The following is a 24,990-nucleotide window of genomic DNA, read 5'->3' as shown; positions in this document are numbered from 1 at the left end:
TGGACATAGTGGTCAGCGATATTTCGTTTGGTCAACGCGCTGGTGCCGAAAGGCCAACAGCATGCCTTTGATTTCGAGACCATGGACCCAAAAGGTCAGTCCCAGTGCGACGGGATAGTCCGTCAGCCGCAGCCCGTATTGGTGGCCGACTCGTATACACGTCCCCAAGCTCTCCAGCACTCTGCCCAGGTAAAAGAGCGGAATTGAAGCCAGTCCGAGCCGGAGGAGCCAGCTGAATCGCAACCCGGAATCAATCTGGCGGATCCGGATCGTGGCCCAGCCGATGTGGCAACGGATATCGCGCTCCATGGTCCAGCCCTCGAAGTCGTGGATCACGGTCATGGCCGGCTGAAAGAGAAAGCGTCCGCCGTCCCGCCTGATGGCCGCCGATTGGAGCTGTGCGGCGTAGGGGCCTTCCCCCTCAGGCAGGGGAAACCGTTTGTACACCTGTCGGAGAAACCCGGAGTTGTTATTGGAAATGAAGCGGGTAGGGCCTTCCTTGCCGGGATCGAGAAAACCGCGGGAGAGGACTGAGAGACAGCGCTCGCTTGCGGTGGTGCCCTCATACATGGTGCGGCCGCTCACCGCCACGAATTGGGGATGGGCCCGAAACGTGTTGATCAGGGACTGCAGCCAGCCGGCAACCGGAATGCAGTCGACATCCAAGAGCGCGATGATGTCCCCCTGCGCCGCCTGCGCGCCCGCGTTTTTTTGTTCGTAGGTCGCATTCTCGGGCACGCCGATCACCCGTAACCCCGGTAACACGGCGAGCACATCAGCTGGAAGGGTTCGGGCCCGCTCGTGCGTCTCCACGAGCAGAAATTCCACGGGGGCGTCCACTTCCTGCGCGGCGAGGGCGTGAAGACAACTGCGGAGATCCGCCAGCTCGGCGTGGCGCTCGGTGTCATGGTCCGCCACAATCAGCACGCTAACCACCGGCCCGGAATTGTGGCCAGTCCCAGAGCGCTCATTATCAGCCATGTTTACACCTCCAGTTGCGTTGTTTACGAGAGACCGTCATTTGAATGCTTCGCCTGTCTAAATCCCCACACCCACTACCAGGTGGTTATGACTTACTGGAATATTTATCGCAATTTTTATTTAAGAATTTCCAGTTAAACGTAGATATAGATTCGCATATCGCCGGGCGCTTTCCTCTTTGGTATATCGCTTTAGCACCGTAGCTCGAGCTTCCTTCAACTTGTTCAATGCTGGGTCCGGGTTCGCGATGATATCGATGACCGCTTCTGCCAACGCGTTAGGATCTGCTGGGGTGACCAACGCACCGTATTTCCCGTGTTCAAGAATTCTGGGGAATGCACCGCTACGGCTTCCCACTAACGGTACTCCGGCGGCAATTGATTCCAACGCCACCCTACCGAACCCTTCGTTGTATGAAGGGATCAATAACAGGTCCATGGTGGACATGATCTCGCATATCTGTGTCCGGTGACCGGCAAACTCGACGTGGTCCGAGAGTCGCAGTGCAACCACTTGATCCCTGAGTTCTTCATCTAGGCTGCCGGTACCGACGATCTTGAGTTGAGCTCCGGGTACAGCATCGACGATTTTCCGCATGGCCGCGATTGCAACCCTATGCCCCTTTTCGTAATCGAGTCTTGCGACAATGCCAAGTACTGGACGAGCGGGATTGGTTAGGGCTCGGATTTCCGGTAAATCGCTGCGGCCTGCAAGAAAACGATTCAGGTCGAAAAAGCCATCGATGACTTCGGCACGGTCCCATTCGTAGGGCTGTAACTGTTCCTTCACCACATGCTCGGCGACACAGACGTAGGCGTCGGTACTCGTGGCCAACCAACGATGCATGGCACGCATAACTGGCTGCATATACCAACGCGGTTTTGGGCCCCCACCAAAATTTAACGTCGCGATGACTACGGGGACATGCGCCAATTTGGCTGCCAGACGGGCCCAGACGTTACAAAACCCTGATTGCGTCTGAACGATGTCGGGTTTGATTCTGCGGAATGTATTATAAATGGCATAGATAGCCTTGATCATTCCGACCGGGTCTGTGAGACTCGGAATGCCCAGTCCGAGCTCGTGTATGGTGCAACCGGTTGCCTGTACCGCACCGCCGATTGTAGAGGTGGTCGGCATCAAGGTGAGGATCTCGAAAGTGAATCGCTCGCGATCAAGTTCTTCAGCAAGACACAGCGGAGTTTGTTCCGCTCCGGCATCCCGGTAAAACCCAAGATAGACAAACAATACCTTTATTCGTTTCATAAAAACAGCGCAGGATACCCTTCAGATTTTTTAGGGGAGCCTCCCTCTAGACGAAATTTCACGGATGGTTCGCCTCACTCGCCAAAATAGAATAACACGAAGCGAGTAAAATACCAGGCTGTAGCATTCGTTCCCCCAAACATTTTCCGCGTGTGTTCGGGGAAATCAACCCTTCATGGAGTTGTGGTCCTCTTCCCCCTGTGGCGACATCATGGAGTTAACAAGCTATGTGCCACGGCAGACACCGTATCCACTCCTTGTCAGTCCCTCTTCCATTTGACTTTATGCCCAGTCGCGGTCAGCCGTCGCTACCAGTCATATGCTGTCGGGTTTACGATAACCCCATGGCGCCACACGTGTGGCCACCTGTACCGTTTTTCGCGGAAATCGAACAGATCCCGCTCAACCATTCAATTTTCTCAAGTGAAAAGGTACGCCGTTATCCAGCCGATTAATCTTCTTTTCTTACCGCAGGTCGTTGCGATCCAATCTTCCTTTTATCAATGTGTTCTCTGTGTCCAGTCTCTTCTTCTTGGGATATCGCCCACATAAAAAGGTGCTTGATCATTCTGTAAGAAAGTCTCCTTCCACGTCTTGAGTAGATGCACTGGCTACCCGGTTACTCGCCGCACCTCTTGCAATCGCTCATCCTTGACTTGGGCAAAGGACCTCTGGTCCTTCCGGCTGGTATTCCAACGTTTGTGATTTCTGATGAGGATAGTCATCTCTCATTTACACAAAATAAGCAATTCAATATGTCCAATCAATTGCCCAGGCAATCAACTACCCATTCGGGTTGTCGGGAAGACTAGTTGAATCGATTGAACCTCTATTCCCGCATATTCTTAGTGATATGCGAGAAGGGACTGGCCGGGAAGATCCTCGTAGGGAATGCCCGCTGCTGCACAGACCGTTGCACTCAGATCAACTAGATTTGGGGTCCGGCTATTGATCGGGCGATAAGTTCCCGATCGTGGCACGATGATCGCGCGCCCGCCGGGTATGTGGTTTCCTGACCGCCCTGATCCCGCACCTTCGCGCAACACCGTGCCGTATTCCGGTGAAATCACGCCGCGCAGGTTTGTCGATGGTTCGTCACTCCATCGGATAACCAGGTCGGGAAGCCGGTCCAGTTTGTGCCCGGGAGGTAAATGGTCTCCGGGTCGTTCAATGTCCGCGATGCACTCTTTACCATCGATGTCGCAAAAGGTTCGGAGACCCTCGTCAATCTCGTCGCAAAGCACGTTTGCTTCGGATTCGGTGATGATCCCATTCCGCTCGCGCCCGCGGATGTTGAGCCGAACCAATCCAGAACCGTCGGAAGGGAGCGTAAAGGCCCGAACTGTCTTCCAGTCTTTCCCGATGGTCCCCAGTCGAGCTGTGAGCTGGAGCGAAAGTGAATCCGGTAGTGCATCGGCGACTTTAGAGCGGAGCGAGGTGGGTACCATCGCCCGCAGCCTCGTCAAGATGTCATTTCCGGATGATGTGCGGACGATGGCGCGGGGGGTCAGAATCCGTTCCAGCATCTCGGGGAGAAGATCGGCCCGACATGTCTCCGGACCCATTCCCTTAGCCCAGAAGACGAGGAGATCTGTATTGTCAGGTAGAATTCTTATTATTCGACCAAGTGCCGCGTCGGCTGCTAGATATACCTCAATCAAGGAATCCTCCAGCAGACTCGCTCCGGCTGGGGACCGGCCGATGACGTCGACGGACGCTGTATCCCAAAGCTGGTGACCCGCAAGGTGGATCGCAGCCATGCCTAACCAGAGGACATCGGCTTCCTTTTCCTCCAGCAATCGTTCAACCGCGCTCGCGAGACGGCCTGGCGCCTGTATGAGGATATTCCGGAGGTGAAGCAAATGGTGTTGTGACGGTTGCCCAAAGGTCTCCTCCCCTCTTGGTGTCTTGCCAAGGTGTGCCAAGAGTTCCCCGTTTGCGCTGGAAGGGCGCGACCATTTGGCCAAATGGACCCGCGATCGAAACTGGCATCCGCTCACCACGATACCATTAGACAGCTCTTGCAAGGGATGCTCCGGTGGATCGATGGCAATGACTCGTTTGCCTGCCCGGTCCAAGCGTCGGAATAGGGTGTCATCCGGTATCAGTTCGTGGGATAACCGGAGCTTTTGCTCGGGTGCCGACCAGGTAAACAAGGAGTAAATTCCGTGCTCGGACAGATGCTGCCCTGTGTAAAGAGTGGCGTAGACGGCTCCATCGAGAAAGGGGGGGGCAAGTTCGACAACCTCGCCCGTCTTTTGAAGAGACGCGAGATTCGGCAGCCGATTGTCACTGATCAACTGCTCCAGGAGGGGACCCGATGGAGCCTCCAAAGAGATGATTGCAATCATACTTGCACCCTATGACAAAACGGGTTATACAAATAAAATCGAATGCCTGGCATCTGCGGGTACTTCTTTGAAAAAGAGCAGAGGCGTATTGTCCGAGTATTGGGCGTCTCAAAAATCATTCGTTGTAGGTAACCCTTGGAGGATTTGACCATTTTGGCTTTTCTTTCTCAAGAGACCAATTGAATTCCCGGTATTTTAAGGTAAACCTGGTTTCCCCGTGTGGGCAAAAATCTAGGCCATGCTTAGAAGACCTTAAATGAACGGCTTTCTCAAGAGTTTATAAAGGGTTTGACGGCCATGATTGTAGCGCTATTTGCATTCCTCCAGATACAAGTGCAAATATAATGAGGATCGAGGCAATGCGCTATATTTAGCCAGGCGAATATTGGCGAAACTCCCTCCCATTCAATGCCATGGATATGAGTGGTGTCTTTGGCAAATTTATCATTGCTATTAATCGACCCGATGATACATTCATGCCTCATGACACTCAACTGTGTTGTCCAGCCAGCCGTTAGAGTGAGGGGCCACAATCTTTCCTCCCCTTTCTATAGAATGATCGGTTGCAGCATGGATTAAATCATGTACCATTATCCAAATAGACCTCGCCATTCCCCTAAAAAAGGCCAAAGACTATGGTTTTCCATAAGCCCTTCGGCTTCATTATAGGAGGAGAGAAAGAAGGCTGACAGCCATCTACAACCCTATAGGGATCCGATGGAGATCAATCGTCTTCCCCCGCCGGTAATTACTCAGAAGCGGTCTCCCTCTAATAGGGGGCGATGGCCTTTTAGGACAAAATAGTCGCAACCATCACCGTCGCCAGAAAACAGCGTGTCATTACAGGAAGGGCTAACCGAGGACAGTAGACCCCGCTTAATGTTCTCAACCCTGGCTTATTGATACCTGCGCTTAATCTGGACGGCCGCTATCGGATAGAGTCTCCCACTGGTTCGTTTTTCAAATTTTTTATACAGCCAGTAATTATGGTTTCCGATAGATTCAACTGGGACCAAATTTTGCTTTATGACTTAAGGAGTTTGTGAGAGCGCCTGAAGCGGGTTTTTGAACAAGCATCCAATAGCGGGATGGATGAAAGTCATTTGCATACCACATAGCGTATTCATGAACTCTTGGGAGTCTTTTTTGAGTTGCCACTTTTCTGATTGTGTAGGGCTGTTTGTGTCGTGAAACGGGTTCAACAGATTCGTGCCGTTTTGCTCGATGTTGATGGGACGCTGTATCACCAACAGGCTCTTCGTGGCCTGATGGCCTTTGAGTTGTCTACGGCTCCGTTTGCATTAGGTTCTATTCGGGAGGCTTTGGGTGTCTGGAGAATTTTGAAAGGTTTTCGAGAAGGACGAGAAGCGTTGCGGGCCATGGAAAATCCAAGCGTCCCCTTGGTGAGCTTACAATATTCCCTTATTGCCGAACGATTCTGTGTGACCTCTAGGGAGGTGGAAATGGTTGTAAGGGAATGGATGTACCGTCGCCCTTTGAAATATCTCAGTATCTGTCGGCGTCGTGGCATGAAAGAATTTTTTCAGTTGGCGGCTGATAGGGGCCTACGTACGGGAGTCTTTTCTGATTACCCTGTAAGAGAAAAATTGCAGGGGCTAGGGATTCATGTTCCGTTAACGGTGGAATTATGCGGAACGGATCCGGAGATTAATGCGTTTAAACCTAACCCCAAAGGGTTTCTCTATGCCTGTCGCCTCTGGAATCTTGATCCAGGGGAGGTGTTGTATGTCGGTGATCGGCATGACGTCGATGGTTGTGGTGCCAAAGCTGCAGGGATGCCTTACGTCATATTTTCCAGCAGAACGTCTCGCAGGTTAGACCCGAGTGAAAAAACGGAATTTTGTTCGATTACTAATTTTAGAGGTCTTTGCGATGTTATCCACTCAGTCATCTAATTTTTTTCGGGTACTCTGGCCTTACGTCCAGATTGCCCGGATTGACCACTGGTTTAAAAATGTCTTTATGATTCTGGGCATTGTGCTGGCCCTATTTTATGAGCTGGAACTCTTCGCCTGGAAAAGTATTTTTCCTTTGCTCCAGGCTATCGCAGCTACCTGTTTGATTGCCTCAAGCAATTATGTGGTGAACGAAGTTCTCGATGCGCCTTATGACCGTCTCCATCCGGTGAAAAAGGATCGGCCTGTTCCTTCCGGGAAGGTCAAAGCCAGTTGGGCTTGGATGGAATGGTTCGTATTAGGGGCTTCAGGGATGGTTCTTGCTTTTTCCCTAAATTCGTACTTTGGGGTTACAGCCCTGTTATTTTTAGTGAGCGGCCTCCTTTACAATATTCCCCCGATACGGACCAAAGATCTACCTTATTTAGATGTGCTTTCTGAGTCACTGAATAATCCGATTCGGTTGTTGCTCGGGTGGTTTGCGCTTGTCACCCATAGCATCCCTCCGCTTTCGCTTGTGTTGGCGTACTGGATGGTTGGCGCTTTTTTCATGGCAACCAAGCGATTTGCCGAGTATCGGCGTATTGATGATCCGATACGTGCACGGGGGTATCGAAAGTCGTTCGGGTATTACACCGAAAATCGTCTATTGCTGAGTATGTTCTTTTATGCGATGGCTTGTTCCTTTGTATCTGGAATATTTCTTGTCCGGTATCATATGGAGTTGATACTTTTTGTCCCTATTGGTGCGGGATTTTTGACCTATTATCTTAAGATTGGCCTGCTTGAGGATAGCCCTGTTCAAAATCCAGAAAAATTATACAAGGAAGGCGGGTTTGTTCTGTATGTTGGGTTGAGCACGTTGCTCTTTCTCCTGCTTATGTTTTCTGAGATCCCTTTTTTGTATGAGTTGTTTAATGTTAATCCGGCTCTCATTCCACCTCTTTGGACTATTGGAGGAAATTAAGTGCCCGCCCTCTGCCTGGAAAATGGATTCAAGGATATCTGAGGGTTTGGATTGTGGATGTATTTTTGTTAGGCGATGGACAAGTCAACCACCGAAGATCCCTTCAGTCTTAAACAGGAATTCCGAAGGAATAAACAAAGCTTTGGTTTCCGTATGTCCATCACATGCTTGGACAAGACTGAAGCCATTAGAATGTGCAATGCCTCCCGGATAAAATATCCTGGCATGCACGAGATAATCCCTTCAGAATCCTGGAATCCTACCGACCGCGGGGACGACCCTACCCCAATGTCTGACGAAATTGTGAAGGATTTGTGAATGATGGGTTTCTAGCATAAGGAAATCTTGGACCATGAACAGTGGGACCTTTCGTGATACAAAGTCTTCACGGGTTCGGAGCCATCTGAGTCCTGATTATGAATGGGTGGGAAGTGGAAAGAAAAGTGATGAGATTCCATAGAGGAAGTTCCCCCATAGGAACCGTGGTTTTCAAAGGAATCTTTCTCAAAAGGGGTATATCCAATGGGTGAAATGAATCGGCAAGACATCTCCAGAGCCATGTTCGGCTTCTTTGTACTTCAAATCGGGTTGCTGATTTGGGCCGGTTGGGTCAATCAGGATTGGATCAGTACCGATGGGATTTCCTACATTCGAATTGCCCAATATTATGCCTCCGGACAGTTCGATTTAGCGGTTTCCGGTTATTGGGGGCCCATGTTGAGCTGGATCATTGTTCCGTTACTCGGCTTTATGGAAGAACCTTTATCCGCTGCGCAGATGGCCATGGGAATATCGGCGATTGTGTATCTCATGGGCTGTATGGCGATTTTCAGGGTTTTGGGGATTGGGTCCTCCGCGATCTTTGTGGCCATCGGAATCGTGGTCTTTATGAGTGTCCACTGGGCGGTTCAAGGCATAACCCCAGACCTCCTGATGAGTGGAATTCTCTGTCTGGCCATAAGCCGAACTCTGCATCCGGACTGGTGCGACAAACGATCGGTTCAGTTTTCTGCCGGGCTAATATTCGGGGCTGCCTATTTAGCGAAAGCGCCTGGGTTGCCATTTGCATTTATTCTGATTGTGGCAGCAGGGTTGTTATGGACCGTTTGTCAGCAAACCAGTCCGACCCGTGCTCTACGTGGCGTGGCGATCACCCTCATCGGGTTAATGCTTGTCGCCGGGCCTTGGATTCTCATACTGTCCCTCAAGTATGAAAGGGTGGTTTTTTCAACAAGTGCAGGAATTAGTCATGCCGTCATGGGGCCGCCTGGTGTTGGGCGAGGACATCCCACTTTTTCTGACTTTCTAATTCCGGAGCAGGGCCGAGTTTCATCCTGGGAGGATCCGATCTCAAAAAAATACTCCCACTGGTCCCCGTTTGACAGTACTGAGAATCTCCGTCACCAATTGCGGATCGTTCATAGCAATGTGATGAAAACTATACGCATGCTGAAGAACTTTGACTGGCTTGGCATCGGTTTGGTCTCGGTCATATTGGGATTCTTGTTTCATGCTCCATGGAGACACAATATCCGGTCGGATCGCTGGCGATGGTCAGCGATATTCATTGGGTGTCTTGTGGTGATCTTTTTGCCGGGTTATGGAGGAGAAAAGCGATATTATTATTCCGTCTACCCGTTTCTTCTTGGCGGGAGTCTGGGCTATGTGGAGCATCTGGCCAAGAGTCGGACCGGCCAGGTCAAAATTCTTCATGTCATAGCATTGGCCCTTATTTCCTTATCTTTTCTCCTTCCCTTCGCCAGCACGCCATTCTTTCCCCAGAGGCCCAGTTACCAGGCGGCCAAAGTCCTAAAGGAAAAATTGAGCACCCTCAATATCATTGGCCCAATTGCCTCCACAAGCCGGTTGGAAAATATTGATTCCTATACCGCCTTTCTGATGCAAGTGCCCTGGCATGGAAGGTCGGAAAGGTCTCAAACTCTCGAAGAGGTGGAATCGTCTCTTGCCAAAATCATTATCGTTGACCGAGGGACTTTGGCGGATAAAAATCTTCATGAAGATACCAGCTTCATCTGCCTTGATGAAAAAATGTTTGATTCTCTCGGGAAGGATTTTGAATCTGGAGTAAACGTATACATCAACACAAAAATATAATTTTGCAAATTAGTCTGGTGACTCTAATCTTGATAGTGGATACATAATGACGGACAGGGCGTTGTGATCGCTAAGGATGTCTTTGAATGGAAGTGATTGAGGGTGGTCGGTGCGGATTCCTCTGACGGCAATCAAATCCGGCCCGCTTTGTTGTACCAGGCTTAGCCCATTGGCATTAAGAAATTCTTCCAAAATCTCTGCATCGCGTTTCTCCTGGTCTGGTCGAAGGTTCGCGTCCATTCCGACTAGCAATGGTGCATCAGGAGAAATGAGACGCCTAATGCCTGCACTAATCTGTCTAAACTGAAGGGCTCTGGCCTCAATGCTGGCCTCTCCACGACCCGCGTCCATATGACTATTCAGCACCCAAAATGCTGGGAATTTGACAAGCTGAAAGCCCTTCGAAAAGAAATCATCGGCTTTATTCAGGTCGGTATTCCAGCCTGCAAAGGCCTCATAGGGTTCTGAATAAACAGACTCAGGTTGTTCACGTGCGAGCATCAGGAGTCCGGGACTCAAACAGATGTCACACATGGCTCGAAGGGGCCACCAGTCACCACCACCGCCTTCCGTGAACAATGGGTGATTGGCCCAGGCATGTTTGGTGTATTGGGCGAGTTGTGCCGGACGGACAAAGGCTTCTTGAAACAGCACAAGATCGAACCTGGAGGCTAGATCCCCAATGCATGCGACCTCTTCTTCGGTGTGGGCCTCGCTCGAGAAGAACGAATTGGAAAGAAGGCGGTCATGAATATTAAATACCAAGACCGGGATCCCGTGGCTCACAGTTGAATCAAGAAGATCCACTTTCGCGATGCCCGCTTGCTGTTGCCAATCGAGGCGACACGGTTCGGTCAATGTGGGTTTTGTTTCAAACTTTCCCAGGCAAGCAGTCAGTATGGTGAGTGCCATCAGGGGCCACACAAGCCATCTACCCTCCCGCCAGCGTGCTTTTAAGATAGGCATCGACAATCTCCCACGCATCCATTCGATTTCGAATGGCAGTTTTTTATTCTCCTACCTTTGGGAGGCGAATCTCACAGCATAGGGTATTTGCTATACATTCCACATAATCTTGTGTAGGTGTGAGCCGGGAACAGATACTTTAGGGATTCGACGACTGCCCGGTTGTACCAGCTTCGATCAAAAAAGACGATTTTCCCGGGATTGGGAAGATGCTTGACCTATCGTTGAAAATACCATTGACCTTTTCTACCTCACCGGGTTTGGGCAAGCCTGCACCTTCATTGGGCGTGGATTCAGGTGCTAAGTACATCGTCGAATTCCCCCTCCTTTTCCCGCAGCATCACGACCTTGATAAGCGATAGCTGACAACAGAGGAAAATGGAAAGCAAGAGTCCAGTCTATTTGGTCGCAGTCCTCCGTCAGGATCGAAGGATCCGCTAGCTGAGAAGCGATATCGTTTCAATTCCCGTCTTCTCATTCTTGCATTCTAGTTCCCTATCCTCATGTTCCATGCAGGGGAGGATGTTCTAAAGCACTTTCTGGTGAATGACAAAATATAGTGAACAGAGCAGGGATGCTTCCACTGTCAGCCTTACGGTTGATCTAAAGGTCGGAGGGGTAAGTGAAAGAAGCGATTGCGGCTGGCTTCTTGTGGCTTCTGCCCCGCGATGTACGTCCCATGAGGTGTTTCTCGTTATGGTGTAATAATAACGTCGACAAAGGCAGGTAGACTGTCGGCACCTTGAATGTCCGTAACTCTGAGCGTGAAACGGAAAAGCCGTTCTTCAACTACAAACGGAGCCAAAAATTTGGCTTGTGCCGAATACGGGTCAAGCAATGGGACTTTACTTCCGCGTACTTGCTCCCAGTGGTACTGAAGGGAACCGCCGTCGGGATCATAACTCGTTAAGCCATTCAAGGTGACTCGTGTTCCCGAAAAGACCGTTTGCGTTTTGCCGGGATCCGAAACCGGTGGGTGATTGGGTTCATCGTTGACCTCAACCAGGATGTCGAGGGTAGCCTCTTGATTTCGGTTTTTTACGGTGAGCACGGTTTCCCCATTCCCCACCAGCCGAAGCACTCCATTTGGGTTGACGGAAATAATTTTGTCATTGGCGGACTGGTAGGTGGTTCCAGTGGTTTGGGCTCGAAGGGAGCGGGCGATTCCGTCTGAGAATTGCCCAATCACTGGTAATTCAAAGGTTTTTCCAAGAAAGTCCACTTGGTCATACACACGAGTTCCGCTGGCTCGTCCCAATCGCAGGGGTTTGTCCGTTTGAAAGTCTATTTCCAAGAGTTCGGCGTTTGGCTCGATCTGAATCAGGATTTCATCGAAGATGGCTAAGGATTCATGTTGGGATTGTCTTCCACCCTGTTCGGCTACAGCCAGAAGTCGATAGGTGCCCATCGTTTCTTTGGGGATCAGGATCCGTCCGCCAAAGGGAGGGTTACTTTTTGCCGTTGCGACAAGGGCCAATTTTTCCTCGACCAATTCCCGCAGCATATCGTCAAATTCCCCATACCAATAGTAGTTCACCGTGGTAACTCCGGGAAGACCTTCTAAGTCCAGGGCGACCGGGATATGTTCTCCTGACTGGTGAACAGTGAACTCTTTCGGCTCAATTATGGAGAAGGGCCAGGCTGTTTGATGTCCAAGCAGAAAGGTAAGAGCGGTTACGAAAACTATCGTCATGAGGGGGATACAAGCGCGAAACATGATCGTACCTCACAAGAAAATAAGGACCCAACAGTCTAATCATACATCACCCTTTCAAGTGGGTGCATCTCTCATGATAAAGACGAGTTTTTGGCTTGTGAGATGTGGGAGAGTGAGAAAGGGGTGGCCTGGAGACGTAAATATATAAAAGGCTGGCGTATGAATGTGGTCGGACGCCTTGAAAGACCATCCATGGGGATATTCGTGGGTCTTACATCGCCATCTTTTCGGACTCAGCGTCCTGGCCAATTTCTTCAAGGTCTGCTTGATTCAGGACCCATGCCGGCACTGGACGAATATCCCAGATGACTCCGAAGAATTGCAGGCCTCGCAGCACGTAATATGTCACATCGATTTCCCACCATACAAATCCCTGACGGGTGGAACTGCAATATTTATGATGATTGTTGTGCCACCCTTCACCTAATGTGATGATGGCCAGGAGGAAGTTGTTTCGGCTATGGTCGGATGTAGCAAAACGCCGGGTGCCGAAAACATGAGAGAGCGAGTTGATGGTGAAGGTGCCATGCCACAAGGCCACCGTAGAAATCACGAAACCCCAGACCAGCATTTGTAATCCATTCGTTCCTAAGGCTGGATAGGCACTCCCGAGCCATTTACCGAAGAGAAAGAGGGTGATTGCCAAGGCAATTGGCACAAGTGTATCAAACCGATTCAGAAACCGTAATTCAGGGAATCGCGCAAAATCTTTGATACGATTCATTTTCGTCGCAAGTTGGTCATGAGTTAAAAACCAGCCGACATGGCTCCACCACAGTCCGCGGAGGACGGGAGAGTGCACATCTTCAGGCTTGTCGGAATAGGCATGGTGATGGCGATGGTTGGCGGCCCACCATAAGGGACCCCGTTGGGCCGCACTTGCACCAAGACAGGCAAATACGAACTGCATCCCTCGTGAGGTGCGAAACGTACGGTGGGAGAAATACCGATGATAAATACCCGTAATAGCGAACATTCTTATGATGTACAATGACACGGCAACCCCGACCGCTATAGGACTCCAGCCCACCCAAAAGACTGCGAGGACCGCAATATGCAAAGCCAAAAACGGGACCGTGCGTGCCAGATCTATGTCGCGACCGTTTTTATGGGAAGCCAGTGCTGTCGCTTCTTGGCTGTCAAACAAGGACCTTAACAGCTTCCCCGTGCCCGATATGATCCGCTGGATTTCTGGCATCCTTAACGCTCCTCTCTCATTGTGTAGGGAATCCCGAAATATTTATAGATTACGAATCAGTGAACTTCATCGAAGCCATCATGTAAAACAGGGATCCACAACTTTCTTAAGATAAAGGGAAATGGTCAAACTCTACAAATTAAACCAGAAGGAGAGCTTCTGGCAAATACAATTTTACAAGGTTATGGTCTTTAGCATTTGCCGGGAGGCTGGATATTCTAAAAGATCCCCTTAAAAAAGGCTGCCCCGATTCCCCATCGTGGTGATATTGAATGCGAGGAATGTTCATAGCCACACCAAAACTTTTTTCAAAACTAAGATCCCATCATTTTTCTGCTGTTTAGGTGTGGAAGGGTATTGCTTCCGGGGCTTGGCACGTTGTTATGGATGCGAACAGAAACCTGAGTCTGGTTGATATATCAAACGCTCCGATCAATTGGTCCGATCCTGGTAAATTGCTCGAAACAGTGGAATGAATTCAAGAAATGACTATTCAATTCGAGAAACGTATGAATATTTATTTTGGAAGGTGCAGGATAATGCAGGATAAGCTCATGAAGGATGCACCTGCTCTTTTGAGCTCTCCACTGAGCCCTATGGATATATTTAGTCTAACAAAATCACCCACAAATTTACCACCTTGTTCTTCGTGACATTAACATGGGGGCAGCCATGGAAACTCTCACCTGATTTCTCCACTTGAGTGTAACTGGGAATTTCTCTCATGCCAGGAGGTCCTGGATTGAGGATGGGGCAAAAAAGGCACTCAAAATGGGTCGCTCATCGCGAATGTATGGTATTTCGCTGAATCACAAGAGGACAATTCCCGTGCTTCTGTTGTATGTAAACCTTCAGGAGAGCCCATAGCACTAAGATGGCCTCATCTGAAGCCCTCCCGCCTACGGTGCCTCAATAAACATTATTCAAGTTGGGGATTATGACATGAAGTCCTTCCTGCCTGGCCCCCACGACTTCAACCCCGATGGTTCCTGATAGTGGAATGTGCTCGTCAATCGCACATTCCTTTTTACTAAAAGATAAGGGAACTCCAAGGGATCTTCCACATCAATGAAAATCAAGATGGTTATGTCTGATTGAATTGAGTTGTTCAGAGGCTGGAATTGGACAAAGAGCAGGCCTTTAGATGGTGCGGCTCATACCTCCATCAAATAGGACTGATATTGGGAAATGCACAATGGTGGCGATGGAGGCCCACCGACCAACCTAGGGGCCTGACAGGTCAGAAGCGAAATTGGACGAGTGATGATCACCAAAACAATTAGGAATATCTGATAATCCACATCGAAATGTGATCCTATGTCTGGGGTGTTTCATGTGAACTCTGCTTTTCGATCAGCACGGCTGCTGCGCGTTTGGCAATTTTTGCCGCGTCGGGTATTTGAGACACTTGGGCGGTTACTATTGCGCCTTCCAATAAAAGCGCGAGTTCTTCGGCTAGCTGCTGAGGGTTCCGCGCTCCCATCTTGATGCATAGCCCGAGGATAAACTCCGTCATCATCCGCTTGAAATCGCTGCAGACGTAACGGAGTGAGGTGTTGGGGGCTGAATGTTCACCAACGGCATTGATGAACATACATCCGTAAAAGCTCCGTTGAGAAAACCAGGATTCCGCCACATCGAAAATGGCAAGCAAGCGAGTTTTGGGAGTGCGCGCCTTGGTTTCCACTTGCCGCATGAACGAATTCCTAAACTGCCCGTCATACTGTCGCAACGCCGCGAGTACCAATTCTTCTTTTGAGCGGAAATGCGCATACAAGGTTTTTTTGGTCACTCCCGACTGTTCCACAATGGTGTCGATCCCCGTGGCATGAATCCCGTTTTTCGCAAATAAGGCCACCGCAGTCTGGATGAGTTGTTCCCGCTTGGAGGGTGAGCCACTGTTCCGCTTCATTTATCTAGACTTCCCAGTTTACCCAGATTTTTTTTAAAAAGAATGTGGATACCAAAATATCCCTGACCGACATCTATCATTTTTATCTATGCATACCAATGGTTTAAATGGTGTATGCCAGCTTAAAACGGATGAAAAAGAAGTGTAACGGAACAGGAACTCGTCTGACTAGGCTCTATAAAGGATACAGATCTGTATACTAATCCTTACCAACTATTCTACCTTCCAAAAGGAGATCCATCATGAAAATGATGAGGACAATCTTAGGTCCCCTGTTCGCCATGATCCTGGCCATTATGGCAACACCCGCTTTCGCGGGGGATGTCACCAATAGCACTCCAGGGATCAGCGGTTATGATCCGGTCGCCTACTTCATGGATGGCAAACCGATGAGGGGCTCCGGTTACCACGTGGCCGAGCACGAGGGAGTGACCTATGCCTTTGGGACCAAAGAGCACAAAGAAATGTTTGAGGCCAACCCCGGTAAGTATGTGCCAGCCTACGGTGGATATTGCGCCTATGGTGTGGCGGTCGGGAAAAAATTCGTGTCCGATCCTGAAGCTTGGGAAATCGTTCAGGGCAAATTGTATTTGAATCTGGATCGGGATATCCAAGGCAAATGGGCCAAGGATATTCCGGGTTACCTCAAAAAGTTCGAGGCCAATTGGAAAGAAACCAAAGATAAGGCCCCGTCGGATTTATAAGAAACAATGGTGAGGTCCGTCACGGTCTATGTGACGGGCCTCAGCCGTTATTTAGATGCCAACTGTGAAGGAGAAATGCATGAAACAGGCTGTAACCATCGGAACCATCCTCATTCTGGGGATGGGAAGTCTGGCAGGATGGGCGATGACGAATGAAGCGAAGCCTTTTGCCCCCAATGTTCACCCCAAAACCGGGGCCATTAGTGTTCCTGAAAATTACCGGGAATGGCCCACGCTCGGCACCTGGGCCCACGCGAAAGTTGAAGGCCCGCCAGGTCTGCAGGAATACCACGTCGTGTATACCCAACCGGACACGATCAAGTATTACAACGAGAAAAACCGGTTTCCCGACGGAGCGGTGTTGGTGAAAGAACTCCTAAACGCCGACACCATGCCGATGACCACCGGGCCGGCAGTCGGTCACGCAACCACCATCAAAGGTTGGTTTGTGTTGGTCAGGGATACGAACGGGCGGTTTAAAGAATCCAGCCTGTGGGGTGATGGCTGGGGATGGTCCCTCTTTAACGCAGATGATTCTCAACGCACGGTGTCCAAGGATTACAAAATAGATTGTATTCCTTGTCACACCCCGGCCAGAGAGTTGGCCAGAAAAAATGCGTTTGAGGCGGATAAATGGATTTACTCGTTTGGATACCCTGTGCTTCAAATGAAATGAGGGAGAAACTTAAATAGGAAGATTCAATTCATTGGCAATTTTCCATAAAGAGTTTCACTCGCCTGACACTTGTCCATTTTGCCATGGGTATTAATTAAACTCTGGCAGTAGGGAAAACCGGGTTTTGGCTATCCCTTCGACTTGGCTTGTATGGAGTTTTACAGCTTATTCTTGAGAAGGTAGAAGGAGCCGAGGTGGAGGGGCGGACCAACGCGCCGGGCTCAAAAATGGTCCGCTCCTTTATTTGAGCGTCAGCCTGGTCAGTCCACTTTCAGGCGGATGGTCATATGATCACCTGAGCCAAAACCACAAGTTTGTGGTTAAGTTTTTCATATCATCCTACCCTGCTCATCCACCCACTCTAGGCCTGTTGGCGTGAATATTTCCGGATCTTCTATATTCGTGGGCAGAAAAAGGGAATAAATGGGTAGTCAATGAAGGATTTAACCTTCTTGAACCTCCATTTCATGGGTCGGATTTTTGACGTCATTGACACCTTGCGGCTCCTTTGCTACTTATTCGGTTTGTCCCCCAGGGCATGTATATTTCCTTTTCCCAGTGAGTGCGGCGCTTTTCCTTTCGCCAGAATAACTCCTTTCTTGAGATGCGCGACATAACAAGGAGATAAAACGTTTTGAAATTTTTAATCTATCTCGTTTTTTTATCGTTCTCCTGTTTGGGGTTGACCACAGAGCCATTGGCCGCAGTCGGAGACGTGAATTACATCTCTGACGTGGTAACTGTGCCGCTACGCAGTGGGCCCACTAATGGTCATCGCATCCTGCACCGTGGTTTACCAAGCGGGACCCAACTGACCATTCTCGGTACAGACGAGGAAGCCGGTTTCACCCAGGTTCGGACCAACGATGGGATGGAGGGCTGGGTAACGTCCCAGTACCTCATCGAGGAACCCATCGCCCGTGTCAAGCTGGCCGCAGCCGAGAAACGTCTTCAAAGCCTTAAAGCTGAAATCGATAAAGAACGCGAAGCACGTGTGAGCATCCAGGCTGTACACAAAGAAACCGACGCAAACAACCGGACATTGAATTCGCAAGCGCAATCTCTGGCCAAAGAACTGGCGGAATTGAAACGTATATCTGGAGATTCCATCAACGAGCATGCCCGTAACATCGAGCTTGTTCAGCAGAATACCCGCCTGGCGGCTCAAGTTGAAGAGCAATCCAACAAAGCCATGCAGCTAGAAGAAAACTTACAGCTCAAATGGCTACTGTATGGGGGCGCGCTGGTACTCATTGGGCTGGTAATCGGAGTAGTTCTCAAAGCACGGCCCCGACAGACGACGAGTTATTCTCGTTATTCGTAAATGCACTCCCCCAAAACCCCGTGCGCAAAATTCGCCGTTCCCTTCGGGAGCCATCTCGAACATACTGGATCCGGGCTTGCCGCATAAATACGCGTCGTCCGATTATTTCAAAGCCTCAAGGGTCGTACGCAGTTCTTTGACCTCTGTCTGAAATAATGCAAGGTGTTCATCCCGTTGGGGTTGCGTATCCTTGAACTTCCATATTCGCTTAAAAATAACCCACAGTTCCTTATTGTGGGTCACAGCGAGAGCGTAGGTGGGTGTCTCCCGTTTGGCCTCATCCACACAACATAACGTATTGTCGAACGCATGAAACTGATTGTGCAGGTCGTCCAATGACTGATCCTTTCCTGTTCCACCTTTCGCGGCTTCCGCACTGGCTTCCATCATGGTAATGAGATTCAGCACAGTTTCGACATTAGTGGTCCCTTTCGCTTTGGCCGCATAGTCATCCGCACGGGGATAGAACATATAACTGCATCCGCTGAGTCCGAAAATTAGAGCGGCGGTCGCCAAAATTACTGCAATCTTTCGCATAAATCCCTCCATTATTAATGTAAATGGATATGGGTCCGCTGATTAAATGTGATCGCATCTGTCAATATAGAGCTATTCTACCTCCTTGAAATCTGGAACGGAAATTGACTTCGGAAGGCATTTTTTCAGTTATTTGTCTCCTAAGACTGACCGCACAAACGTGAACACAGTCTCCAGGTCGTGTTGGTCCATCTTCTTGGACCCCCATCTTCTATCCCACGCCTTCCCCTTCACCGAAAAATGGCATGGACCTCTTTCCGGGCGGTATACTAAACCAGAAAAAGAGCAAATGATGGCTAACCTGTCCAAACGATTAAAGACGAATGTCGAGGGTAATTTTTTTGTCGATTCCACCTGTATCGATTGTGATACCTGCCGGCAATTGGCCGGGGCCACGTTTGCGGAGGACGGAGAGTATTCGACAGTATTTCGCCAACCAGGATCCCCAGGAGAAGAATTTGCCGCCTATCAAGCGCTGATCGCCTGTCCGGTGGGATCGATCGGCACGATGGCGAAGAACCCTGCGATCTTCTTAGAGGCCCAGGATTCTTTCCCGTTACCGGTAGAACACGATGTGTGCTATGTCGGGTTCAATTCGGAGAAATCGTTCGGAGCCAATAGCTATTTCATCCAACATCCTGAAGGCAACTGGTTAGTCGATTCTCCCCGGTTCCTCAAACATCTGGTTAAGGCATTTGAAGAGAAAGGGGGGATTCGGTACATCTTCCTCAGTCATGAGGATGATGTGGCGGAGGCGGCTCGTTATGCGAAGCATTTTGGCGCGACCCGGATCATGCATCGTGCAGACGCTCACGCTATGCCGGGTACAGAGCAAGTTATTGACGGTGAGAATCCCGTACGCCTTGCTCCGGATTTTGTATGCATCCCGGTTCCCGGCCATACCCCCGGAAGCATGGCCTTGCTGTACCAAAATCGGTTTTTGTTCTCCGGTGACCATCTGTGGTGGGATCGGGAAATTCAGCAGCTTGGGACGCCGGAACGGCTGGTATGGGATGACGCGAACTTGGAACAATCGGTCAGGAAATTACGCAACCATTCCTTTGAGTGGGTGTTGCCGGGGCATGGAGAAGGGATCTACCTTCAACATGGTGACATGAAAAAAGCCCTCGACCAACTTCTACAACGACGGTGGCCTTCCCCGCACTCATCGCCTCGACCCGATAACCTTAACGAGCCAACATAGACCTATTCTCAAAAGAAGTTACTAGCATTCCATTGGCCCCTGACAGGAATCACATCGTGCTGTGGATCCGGCAGAGGTCGACCTTGGTATTTGGACGGGGAGAGGAACGGGAGTTGAAACTGAGGCCTTCCCTTGCAAGAGCTTCACAAAGCGGGAATCGGGGTATCGGAGAACAAGTGTGGGAATGAGAAGAAGCAATGCCACCATCGTGAGTCCCAGCGGGACGGTCAGCCACGTGCCCGAACCCACATAGCTTCCGGCATAGGTGAGTGCCAGGGTGGGGGGGATCATCCCCACGAGGGTGACAAGAGCGAAGACACGAATGGACATGTTGGTCAGCCCGGCGCCATAGCTGATCAGGTCGAAGGAAAAGATGGGAACCAAACGGGACAGAAACACGAAGATGGCCAGATGCTGGTCAGAGCATTTTTCGCAGAAAGTGACCTTGATATGCAGCAGTCGAGTCAACACTTCCCGACCCAACGCTCGACCAATGAGAAAACTTGTGATGGCACCAATTTCTGCTCCAATAACGGCATACGCGGCTCCGAGTAATGGCCCGAATGCCGCGCCTGCGGCAATGTCCAAGGGCAAGCTTGGTATGGGGCTGATAATTACTGCGAGGGCCATCAATCCCATGAACACAACCGGCGCTAAGGGCCCCGCCTCAGAAAGCCATTGGGTGATTCGATCAGGACGGAAGGTCTCGCCAACGTCGATTCCTTGCATGACCACATAACCCCCGGCAATAAGGATCAACAACGCCCCTACCTTTAACCAGAACGAGGTGGGCAGTTGTTTCGGCAGAAAAGAAAAAATCCGCTGGGGTTTATTCAATGACCTTACTCCTCTCTCGTTGTCGTTCACCTAAGACATTCCTGACAATTTCCAGGCTTCTCGCGTAGACCGGTGAGCTGTCTTTGTAGCCATTCCAGCCCTTGGGTAAGGTCCAATGCCGGGAAAAATGTTTCATAATTTTTTGAAATAGCGGTGAAGGTATTGGGAAAAAGAATGTTTTTTATTCAACAAAAAACAAGATGTAGTTTCGGTGTGAGGACAGAGACCGGCCCCAGAAACAAGCACCAATGCTTCAATTCAGGGTCTGTTGAAAAAAGCCGCCAGCTGCGTTCTCGCCATTTTTCTGTGCTCACGTACTCCGTGTACGCTCCGCGCTCAAAAATGTGCTGCGGCCTTGCTGGACGAACTTTTTTGAACCGACCCGAGGCCTCAGCCCTTCAAAGTCGCCCTGGGGGTTTTTGCCCATGGAGAACAGTATTATTCAACACTCCCATTCAATTAAAAAATGGATAGAATACCTTTTGGGAATCTGGATGACGAATTTATCTCAATAAGAATAAAAGTACGTATTCTATAATAGCGGCTAATGGGTAAACCAAAGTAAAAAAACTGAGGGGAATGATCATGGCCACAACAAAACTCTCGTCGGGAAGCCGGCTTCCCGCATTTACGCTGCCCCTCGTCGGTGGAGGGCAGGTAACATTAGGACAGCCTCAGCAGAAGGGTCACTGGCAGGTGGTGTTTGTCTATCGGGGCCTGCATTGTCCGATTTGTAAAAATTATCTGATAAAACTTGAAAGTGTGAAAGATAAATTTCCTGCCATGGAGGCTGAAATAGTCGCCATATCAGGCGATCCGGAACATAAGGCCAAGGACATGGTTGAGAATGCGGGAGCCACGTTTCCTGTGGGATATGGGTTGTCCATTGAACAAATGAAAGAACTGGGGTTGTATATTTCTCATCCTCGGTCGCCGAAGGAAACAGATCAACCATTTCCTGAGCCTGGAATGTTCGCGGTCAATGCGGACGGCAAAGTGCAGTTAATCGATATCTCCAATACTCCGTTCAACAGGTCAGATCCTGACGAATTACTCGATACGCTGAAATGGATTCAAGAAAATAATTATCCGATCCGGGGAACCTATGAATAATTCCGGTTTGGAACGAATTGAGCCTTTCTTCCAATTCCCATAAGGCGATCGCCTGTGTGATGGGACGTCCTGCGCACATCGGAATCCTACTCATTCCTTCATTTGGAATGTAATTGTTGGGATTTCGGGCCTCCGCTTAGGTGAAATTCGGGGCTTACTCTTCGCCAAAATCCAACCGATGGCGACGACCATAATCAAAACTGTGAGACCGGCGGATATGATCAAGGACCCGGTCATCATGTCAGTCCTCCACTTAAGCGTGATGTCCTAAGATTTCCCTTCAGTGATTTTGTCTTTCGGAAAATCAGTCCTTCCCGGTCCAATACTCACATCTTCGTCCATGCTCAGCATGGCGTCATCTCTCAGCGTGAGTCGAATGTCCAAATGACGGAAAAAATCAGTAAGTTCTGTGAGGGGGTCAAACGGTTTCCGGCGCCTTTAAAGAACCCGCCACCGGAACCGGTAGAGTTGTCATGGCGGTATTCCAGCCGGAAGATAGAATTGGTCCACTCGAATGGAAGTCTGTATTCCGCAGTGGCAGTGACCGCCCAGATGAATTGGTCAAAGCCGGTCATGAGACCATTCGGGTCCGAATACAACTCCGGTCGAAGTGCGATCTGCCATGGTTTGTTGATTTGCCAGCGTGTATGGAGGGCCGCTCCCATATAAATTAAACGCGGATTGCCCGGAACCGAGGCATTCTTCTGGGTTCCCATCTGATATTGGCCGGCAATTGTAACCGCTGTACCTTTCCACTCAACGATGGTGTCTGAAAAAAAACGCCAGAATTCCAGTGAGGTGTTCGACTGATCAGGCCCGTAATAGATGGTTTCTTTCATCGTCCAGGACGGACCGGGTGTGAAAATCGTCTGGGCTCCATAGCTCGGTAGATCGTTGGCGTGTTGTAGATGAAAATATTCATTGATGACAAAGACAGCACCGGTCCACCGGTCGTTCAACGGATAGACCGCGTTCACCCCGAACATGAGGTAGGGCGAGTAATCGGCTATCCAGGAGCGCGTATAGTTGAAATTATCCTTGGCGTACAGTGATTCATAACCGATGAGGCTGTTAAAGAGCCCCGCCTGAAACGTTAAGCCGTTTCCGACCGGAGCCAGGTAGGAGAGATTCGCTCGCCCGAAGTGACGCAGGACATCGGACCCATCCACATGAGGGAGATTGGTGCCGAACCCGAAAACCTTGGAATCCTGTCCGCCCTGACCCAATAGCTCTGCACCCCAGCGAGACTGCTCGGACGCGGCCTTTCTGAGGTAGGCCCCGCCCATATTGAGTTCAAGTTCGTTAACCCGTGGTGTGGTTCCGCGATTGCGGAAGCGGTGATTGTCGGGGAAATTGAAATCGAGTGAATATCCAAGATCCATGAACCCGCCGTAGTGCCATTGAGGGGGGTGGGGTTTCTGGGCTTGGGGCGATCGATCCTGTGATCGTTCCTCGTTCTGGGGCAGTCTCTCCGGTTCCTCGGCAAAGGCTGGAGTCGTCGTAACTGAACAGATCACCAACGTGATCCTGGCAATCCACAAGGCAATTGATATCATTGTCTTCTCGTTCTTCGTCTTCCGCCACCTCGGTTTCAGATGTTGAGGAGAGGAGCGAGGAGCGTGATGGCATAGAAGGGTCTGTCACTTAGGGCAGTTCCTCCCTAAGAAAATACGAACAATGGGAAAAGTCTAGTTAGGTTCCTTCAGGCATTCTTCGATAAATTGAATCAATCCGGTAATATCGCCGTCGTCGGCGTGTTTCATGGCTCTAATATAGTCTTTGCGAACCTGGTTTCCCTGGGACATGAGTTGGATTTGGGGCCACTGCGGAATGGGGTAGTGGCGGGAGTATAAGAAAATGTCAGTCATCAGTCTGGCATGGCGTCCATTCCCATTGAGAAACGGATGAATCTGGGTCAGGCGATGCTGAAGACGTGCCGCGATCTCAACGATCGGCATAGTGGAGTTCGCCTCGTTCCAGGAAAAGAAATCTCCCGTTAAAAGTGTAATCTGTTCCCGGATCAGATGCGGTTCAACCCCAATATTCAATCGGGTTTGACGGTACTGCCTTCCCCACTCCCAGATGTTCCCGAACATATCTGCATGCACTTGACGAATGTAGTCGTCCGTAAACCATTGAGTCCCCCGTTTTTTTCTCCGTGCGCGAAACACATGTTTATCATAAGCCCGGCTGATGGATTCGGTCTCTGTGGCATTGCGGGCAGCTGGTGTTGATAGATGCCCAAGAATGAGGCCTGAGGTGTCCCCTCCCGATGTCGCGCCGATGGGCCTGGTATCATCGGCCATGTTCTTTGCGCCATAATTTTTCGCGAGGGTCGCGAAGGATGTCCTCTGTCCGTTTTTCCAGCAGCTTCTTAAATATCTCCTTCTCCGGCGCCTGTTCTTCCAGTGCCATAGTCCCCATCGTTTTTTTCAACCGTTGAAGGGCAATAGCCCGAGCACGGCCACGGAGTAATTCCTCCAGAGGTTTTTGAGGTCTGGGCTCGACGCTGAGGTGACAGGAAAGGCCCTGGTAGATCCGTTGAAGCGTGCCGACTCGCGGATCCACTTTTCCGGATTCAATTGCCACGAGGTTGGCTTGCGTGATCTTGGCTCGTTGGGCGAGTTCCGCCTGCGTCATCCGAAGATAATTCCGCAGAAGCCGGATCCAATCGTTTGGCTTAAGATTGTGATCCTCAAGTGAGGAATCGACACGCAGTTGTGATAAGGCCATGTCATCCACAATCGTGGTTTGTCTTTTCCTCATAGCTGAAATATATATTGCAAACAATATTAAATCAATAAATAAAAATACTGTTTACAGTAAAGTTTAATGCTAATTTAGTATTGTTTTAAATATAATTAAAATCGTAAGCAATTGAATATTTTACGTTTTTATTGAAATTTATTAAGAATGGTACTCTATAGAGTACCGTTAACCTATTAATTGGAGAAGATGTTGGAGTGCGCCTCAATGGGCAATAACAAAGAAGTTGGCCTTGTGGTTAAGGGGTGTTCAGAGGAAAACAATTCCTTAAGGGATTTAAATTTTTTAGCCCCGTCAACATTGAATGAAGGTAGGCATCACAACCTGGAGGTAAGACGTTTGACGTTATAAACGAGATCAAGGAATGGGTGAAAATGGTGGTGTCACGGCCCCTAAAAAAGTTACCGACACCGAAGCCATAGAATATGTGAAATGGGTCC

20 protein-coding genes are annotated in these 24,990 nt (G+C 49.8%); 8 read left to right on the top strand and 12 right to left on the bottom strand.

Annotation, left to right across the window (positions count from 1 at the left end):
• Positions 1-12: 12 nt before the first annotated feature.
• The 3 genes from AAH187_RS13395 to AAH187_RS13385 all read right to left on the bottom strand — a co-directional run bounded on the left by AAH187_RS13395 (position 13) and on the right by AAH187_RS13385 (position 4,598).
• Entirely contained in the window at positions 13-981 is a 969-nt protein-coding gene (locus AAH187_RS13395; RefSeq protein ID WP_342348966.1) for a glycosyltransferase, read from the bottom strand.
• Between the two features lie 120 nt (positions 982-1,101).
• On the bottom strand, positions 1,102-2,247 hold the full coding sequence (locus AAH187_RS13390) for a glycosyltransferase family 4 protein (protein ID WP_342348965.1): 1,146 nt from the start codon (positions 2,245-2,247) through the stop codon (positions 1,102-1,104).
• 845 nt (positions 2,248-3,092) lie between these two features.
• On the bottom strand, positions 3,093-4,598 hold the full coding sequence (locus tag AAH187_RS13385; RefSeq protein ID WP_342348964.1) for an alkaline phosphatase family protein: 1,506 nt from the start codon (positions 4,596-4,598) through the stop codon (positions 3,093-3,095).
• Between the two features lie 1,187 nt (positions 4,599-5,785).
• Between AAH187_RS13385 and AAH187_RS13380 the strand changes: the two genes are divergently transcribed.
• The 3 genes from AAH187_RS13380 to AAH187_RS13370 all read left to right on the top strand — a co-directional run bounded on the left by AAH187_RS13380 (position 5,786) and on the right by AAH187_RS13370 (position 9,596).
• Entirely contained in the window at positions 5,786-6,514 is a 729-nt protein-coding gene (locus AAH187_RS13380) for an HAD family hydrolase (RefSeq protein WP_342348963.1), read from the top strand.
• Positions 6,492-7,481, top strand: a complete 990-nt coding sequence (locus AAH187_RS13375) for a UbiA prenyltransferase family protein (RefSeq protein WP_342348962.1) — start codon at positions 6,492-6,494, stop codon at positions 7,479-7,481. Before AAH187_RS13380 ends, AAH187_RS13375 begins: the two co-directional genes overlap by 23 nt.
• 522 nt (positions 7,482-8,003) lie before the next feature.
• A complete protein-coding gene (locus tag AAH187_RS13370; protein ID WP_342348961.1) occupies positions 8,004-9,596 on the top strand; it encodes a hypothetical protein in 1,593 nt (530 codons plus the stop codon).
• 9 nt (positions 9,597-9,605) lie between these two features.
• Here the strand turns inward: AAH187_RS13370 and AAH187_RS13365 are convergent, their stop codons facing one another.
• The 4 genes from AAH187_RS13365 to AAH187_RS13350 all read right to left on the bottom strand — a co-directional run bounded on the left by AAH187_RS13365 (position 9,606) and on the right by AAH187_RS13350 (position 15,389).
• Entirely contained in the window at positions 9,606-10,562 is a 957-nt protein-coding gene (locus AAH187_RS13365; protein WP_342348960.1) for a hypothetical protein, read from the bottom strand.
• 694 nt (positions 10,563-11,256) lie between these two features.
• On the bottom strand, positions 11,257-12,279 hold the full coding sequence (locus AAH187_RS13360) for a hypothetical protein (protein ID WP_342348959.1): 1,023 nt from the start codon (positions 12,277-12,279) through the stop codon (positions 11,257-11,259).
• A 211-nt stretch (positions 12,280-12,490) separates the two neighbouring features.
• Positions 12,491-13,477 (bottom strand): acyl-CoA desaturase, encoded by a 987-nt coding sequence (locus AAH187_RS13355; protein WP_342348958.1) that lies wholly within the window; start codon positions 13,475-13,477, stop codon positions 12,491-12,493.
• Positions 13,478-14,792: 1,315 nt separating this feature from the next.
• Entirely contained in the window at positions 14,793-15,389 is a 597-nt protein-coding gene (locus AAH187_RS13350; RefSeq protein ID WP_342348957.1) for a TetR/AcrR family transcriptional regulator, read from the bottom strand.
• A 242-nt stretch (positions 15,390-15,631) separates the two neighbouring features.
• Between AAH187_RS13350 and AAH187_RS13345 the strand changes: the two genes are divergently transcribed.
• From AAH187_RS13345 to AAH187_RS13335, 3 genes are all read left to right on the top strand, one after another.
• Complete coding sequence (locus AAH187_RS13345; RefSeq protein WP_342348956.1) at positions 15,632-16,093, top strand: YHS domain-containing (seleno)protein; 462 nt, start codon at positions 15,632-15,634, stop codon at positions 16,091-16,093.
• Between the two features lie 79 nt (positions 16,094-16,172).
• The gene (locus AAH187_RS13340; protein ID WP_342348955.1) at positions 16,173-16,769 is read left to right on the top strand and encodes a cytochrome P460 family protein; all 597 of its coding nucleotides are present in this window, start codon (positions 16,173-16,175) and stop codon (positions 16,767-16,769) included.
• Positions 16,770-17,403: 634 nt separating this feature from the next.
• Positions 17,404-18,093, top strand: a complete 690-nt coding sequence (locus AAH187_RS13335) for a TIGR04211 family SH3 domain-containing protein (protein ID WP_342348954.1) — start codon at positions 17,404-17,406, stop codon at positions 18,091-18,093.
• Positions 18,094-18,195: 102 nt separating this feature from the next.
• Here AAH187_RS13335 and AAH187_RS13330 read toward each other — a convergent pair whose 3' ends face one another.
• Entirely contained in the window at positions 18,196-18,630 is a 435-nt protein-coding gene (locus tag AAH187_RS13330) for a hypothetical protein (protein WP_342348953.1), read from the bottom strand.
• Between the two features lie 289 nt (positions 18,631-18,919).
• On the opposite strand from AAH187_RS13330, the gene AAH187_RS13325 reads away from it, so the two are divergent.
• Positions 18,920-19,834 (top strand): MBL fold metallo-hydrolase, encoded by a 915-nt coding sequence (locus AAH187_RS13325; RefSeq protein ID WP_342348952.1) that lies wholly within the window; start codon positions 18,920-18,922, stop codon positions 19,832-19,834.
• Between the two features lie 21 nt (positions 19,835-19,855).
• Here AAH187_RS13325 and AAH187_RS13320 read toward each other — a convergent pair whose 3' ends face one another.
• Positions 19,856-20,671, bottom strand: coding sequence for a TVP38/TMEM64 family protein (locus AAH187_RS13320; RefSeq protein WP_342348951.1), 816 nt, complete (start codon positions 20,669-20,671; stop codon positions 19,856-19,858).
• A gap of 585 nt (positions 20,672-21,256) precedes the next feature.
• On the opposite strand from AAH187_RS13320, the gene AAH187_RS13315 reads away from it, so the two are divergent.
• On the top strand, positions 21,257-21,784 hold the full coding sequence (locus AAH187_RS13315) for a peroxiredoxin-like family protein (RefSeq protein ID WP_342348950.1): 528 nt from the start codon (positions 21,257-21,259) through the stop codon (positions 21,782-21,784).
• Positions 21,785-22,146: 362 nt separating this feature from the next.
• Here the strand turns inward: AAH187_RS13315 and AAH187_RS13310 are convergent, their stop codons facing one another.
• The 3 genes from AAH187_RS13310 to AAH187_RS13300 all read right to left on the bottom strand — a co-directional run bounded on the left by AAH187_RS13310 (position 22,147) and on the right by AAH187_RS13300 (position 24,550).
• Complete coding sequence (locus AAH187_RS13310; RefSeq protein ID WP_342348949.1) at positions 22,147-23,340, bottom strand: outer membrane beta-barrel protein; 1,194 nt, start codon at positions 23,338-23,340, stop codon at positions 22,147-22,149.
• Positions 23,341-23,472: 132 nt separating this feature from the next.
• Positions 23,473-24,090, bottom strand: a complete 618-nt coding sequence (locus tag AAH187_RS13305) for a mobile mystery protein B (protein ID WP_342348948.1) — start codon at positions 24,088-24,090, stop codon at positions 23,473-23,475.
• Positions 24,080-24,550: a helix-turn-helix domain-containing protein gene (locus AAH187_RS13300; RefSeq protein ID WP_342348947.1), complete on the bottom strand. Its 471-nt coding sequence runs from the start codon at positions 24,548-24,550 to the stop codon at positions 24,080-24,082. The genes AAH187_RS13305 and AAH187_RS13300 overlap by 11 nt, the downstream gene beginning before the upstream one ends.
• Positions 24,551-24,990 lie beyond the last annotated feature (440 nt).

It is taken from the genome of uncultured Nitrospira sp., from assembly GCA_902500695.1.
Classification (GTDB): Bacteria; Nitrospirota; Nitrospiria; order Nitrospirales; family UBA8639; genus Nitrospira_E.
The sequence above is the reverse complement of the archived record's forward strand: the minus strand, read 5'-3'. Positions and strand labels throughout refer to the sequence as shown.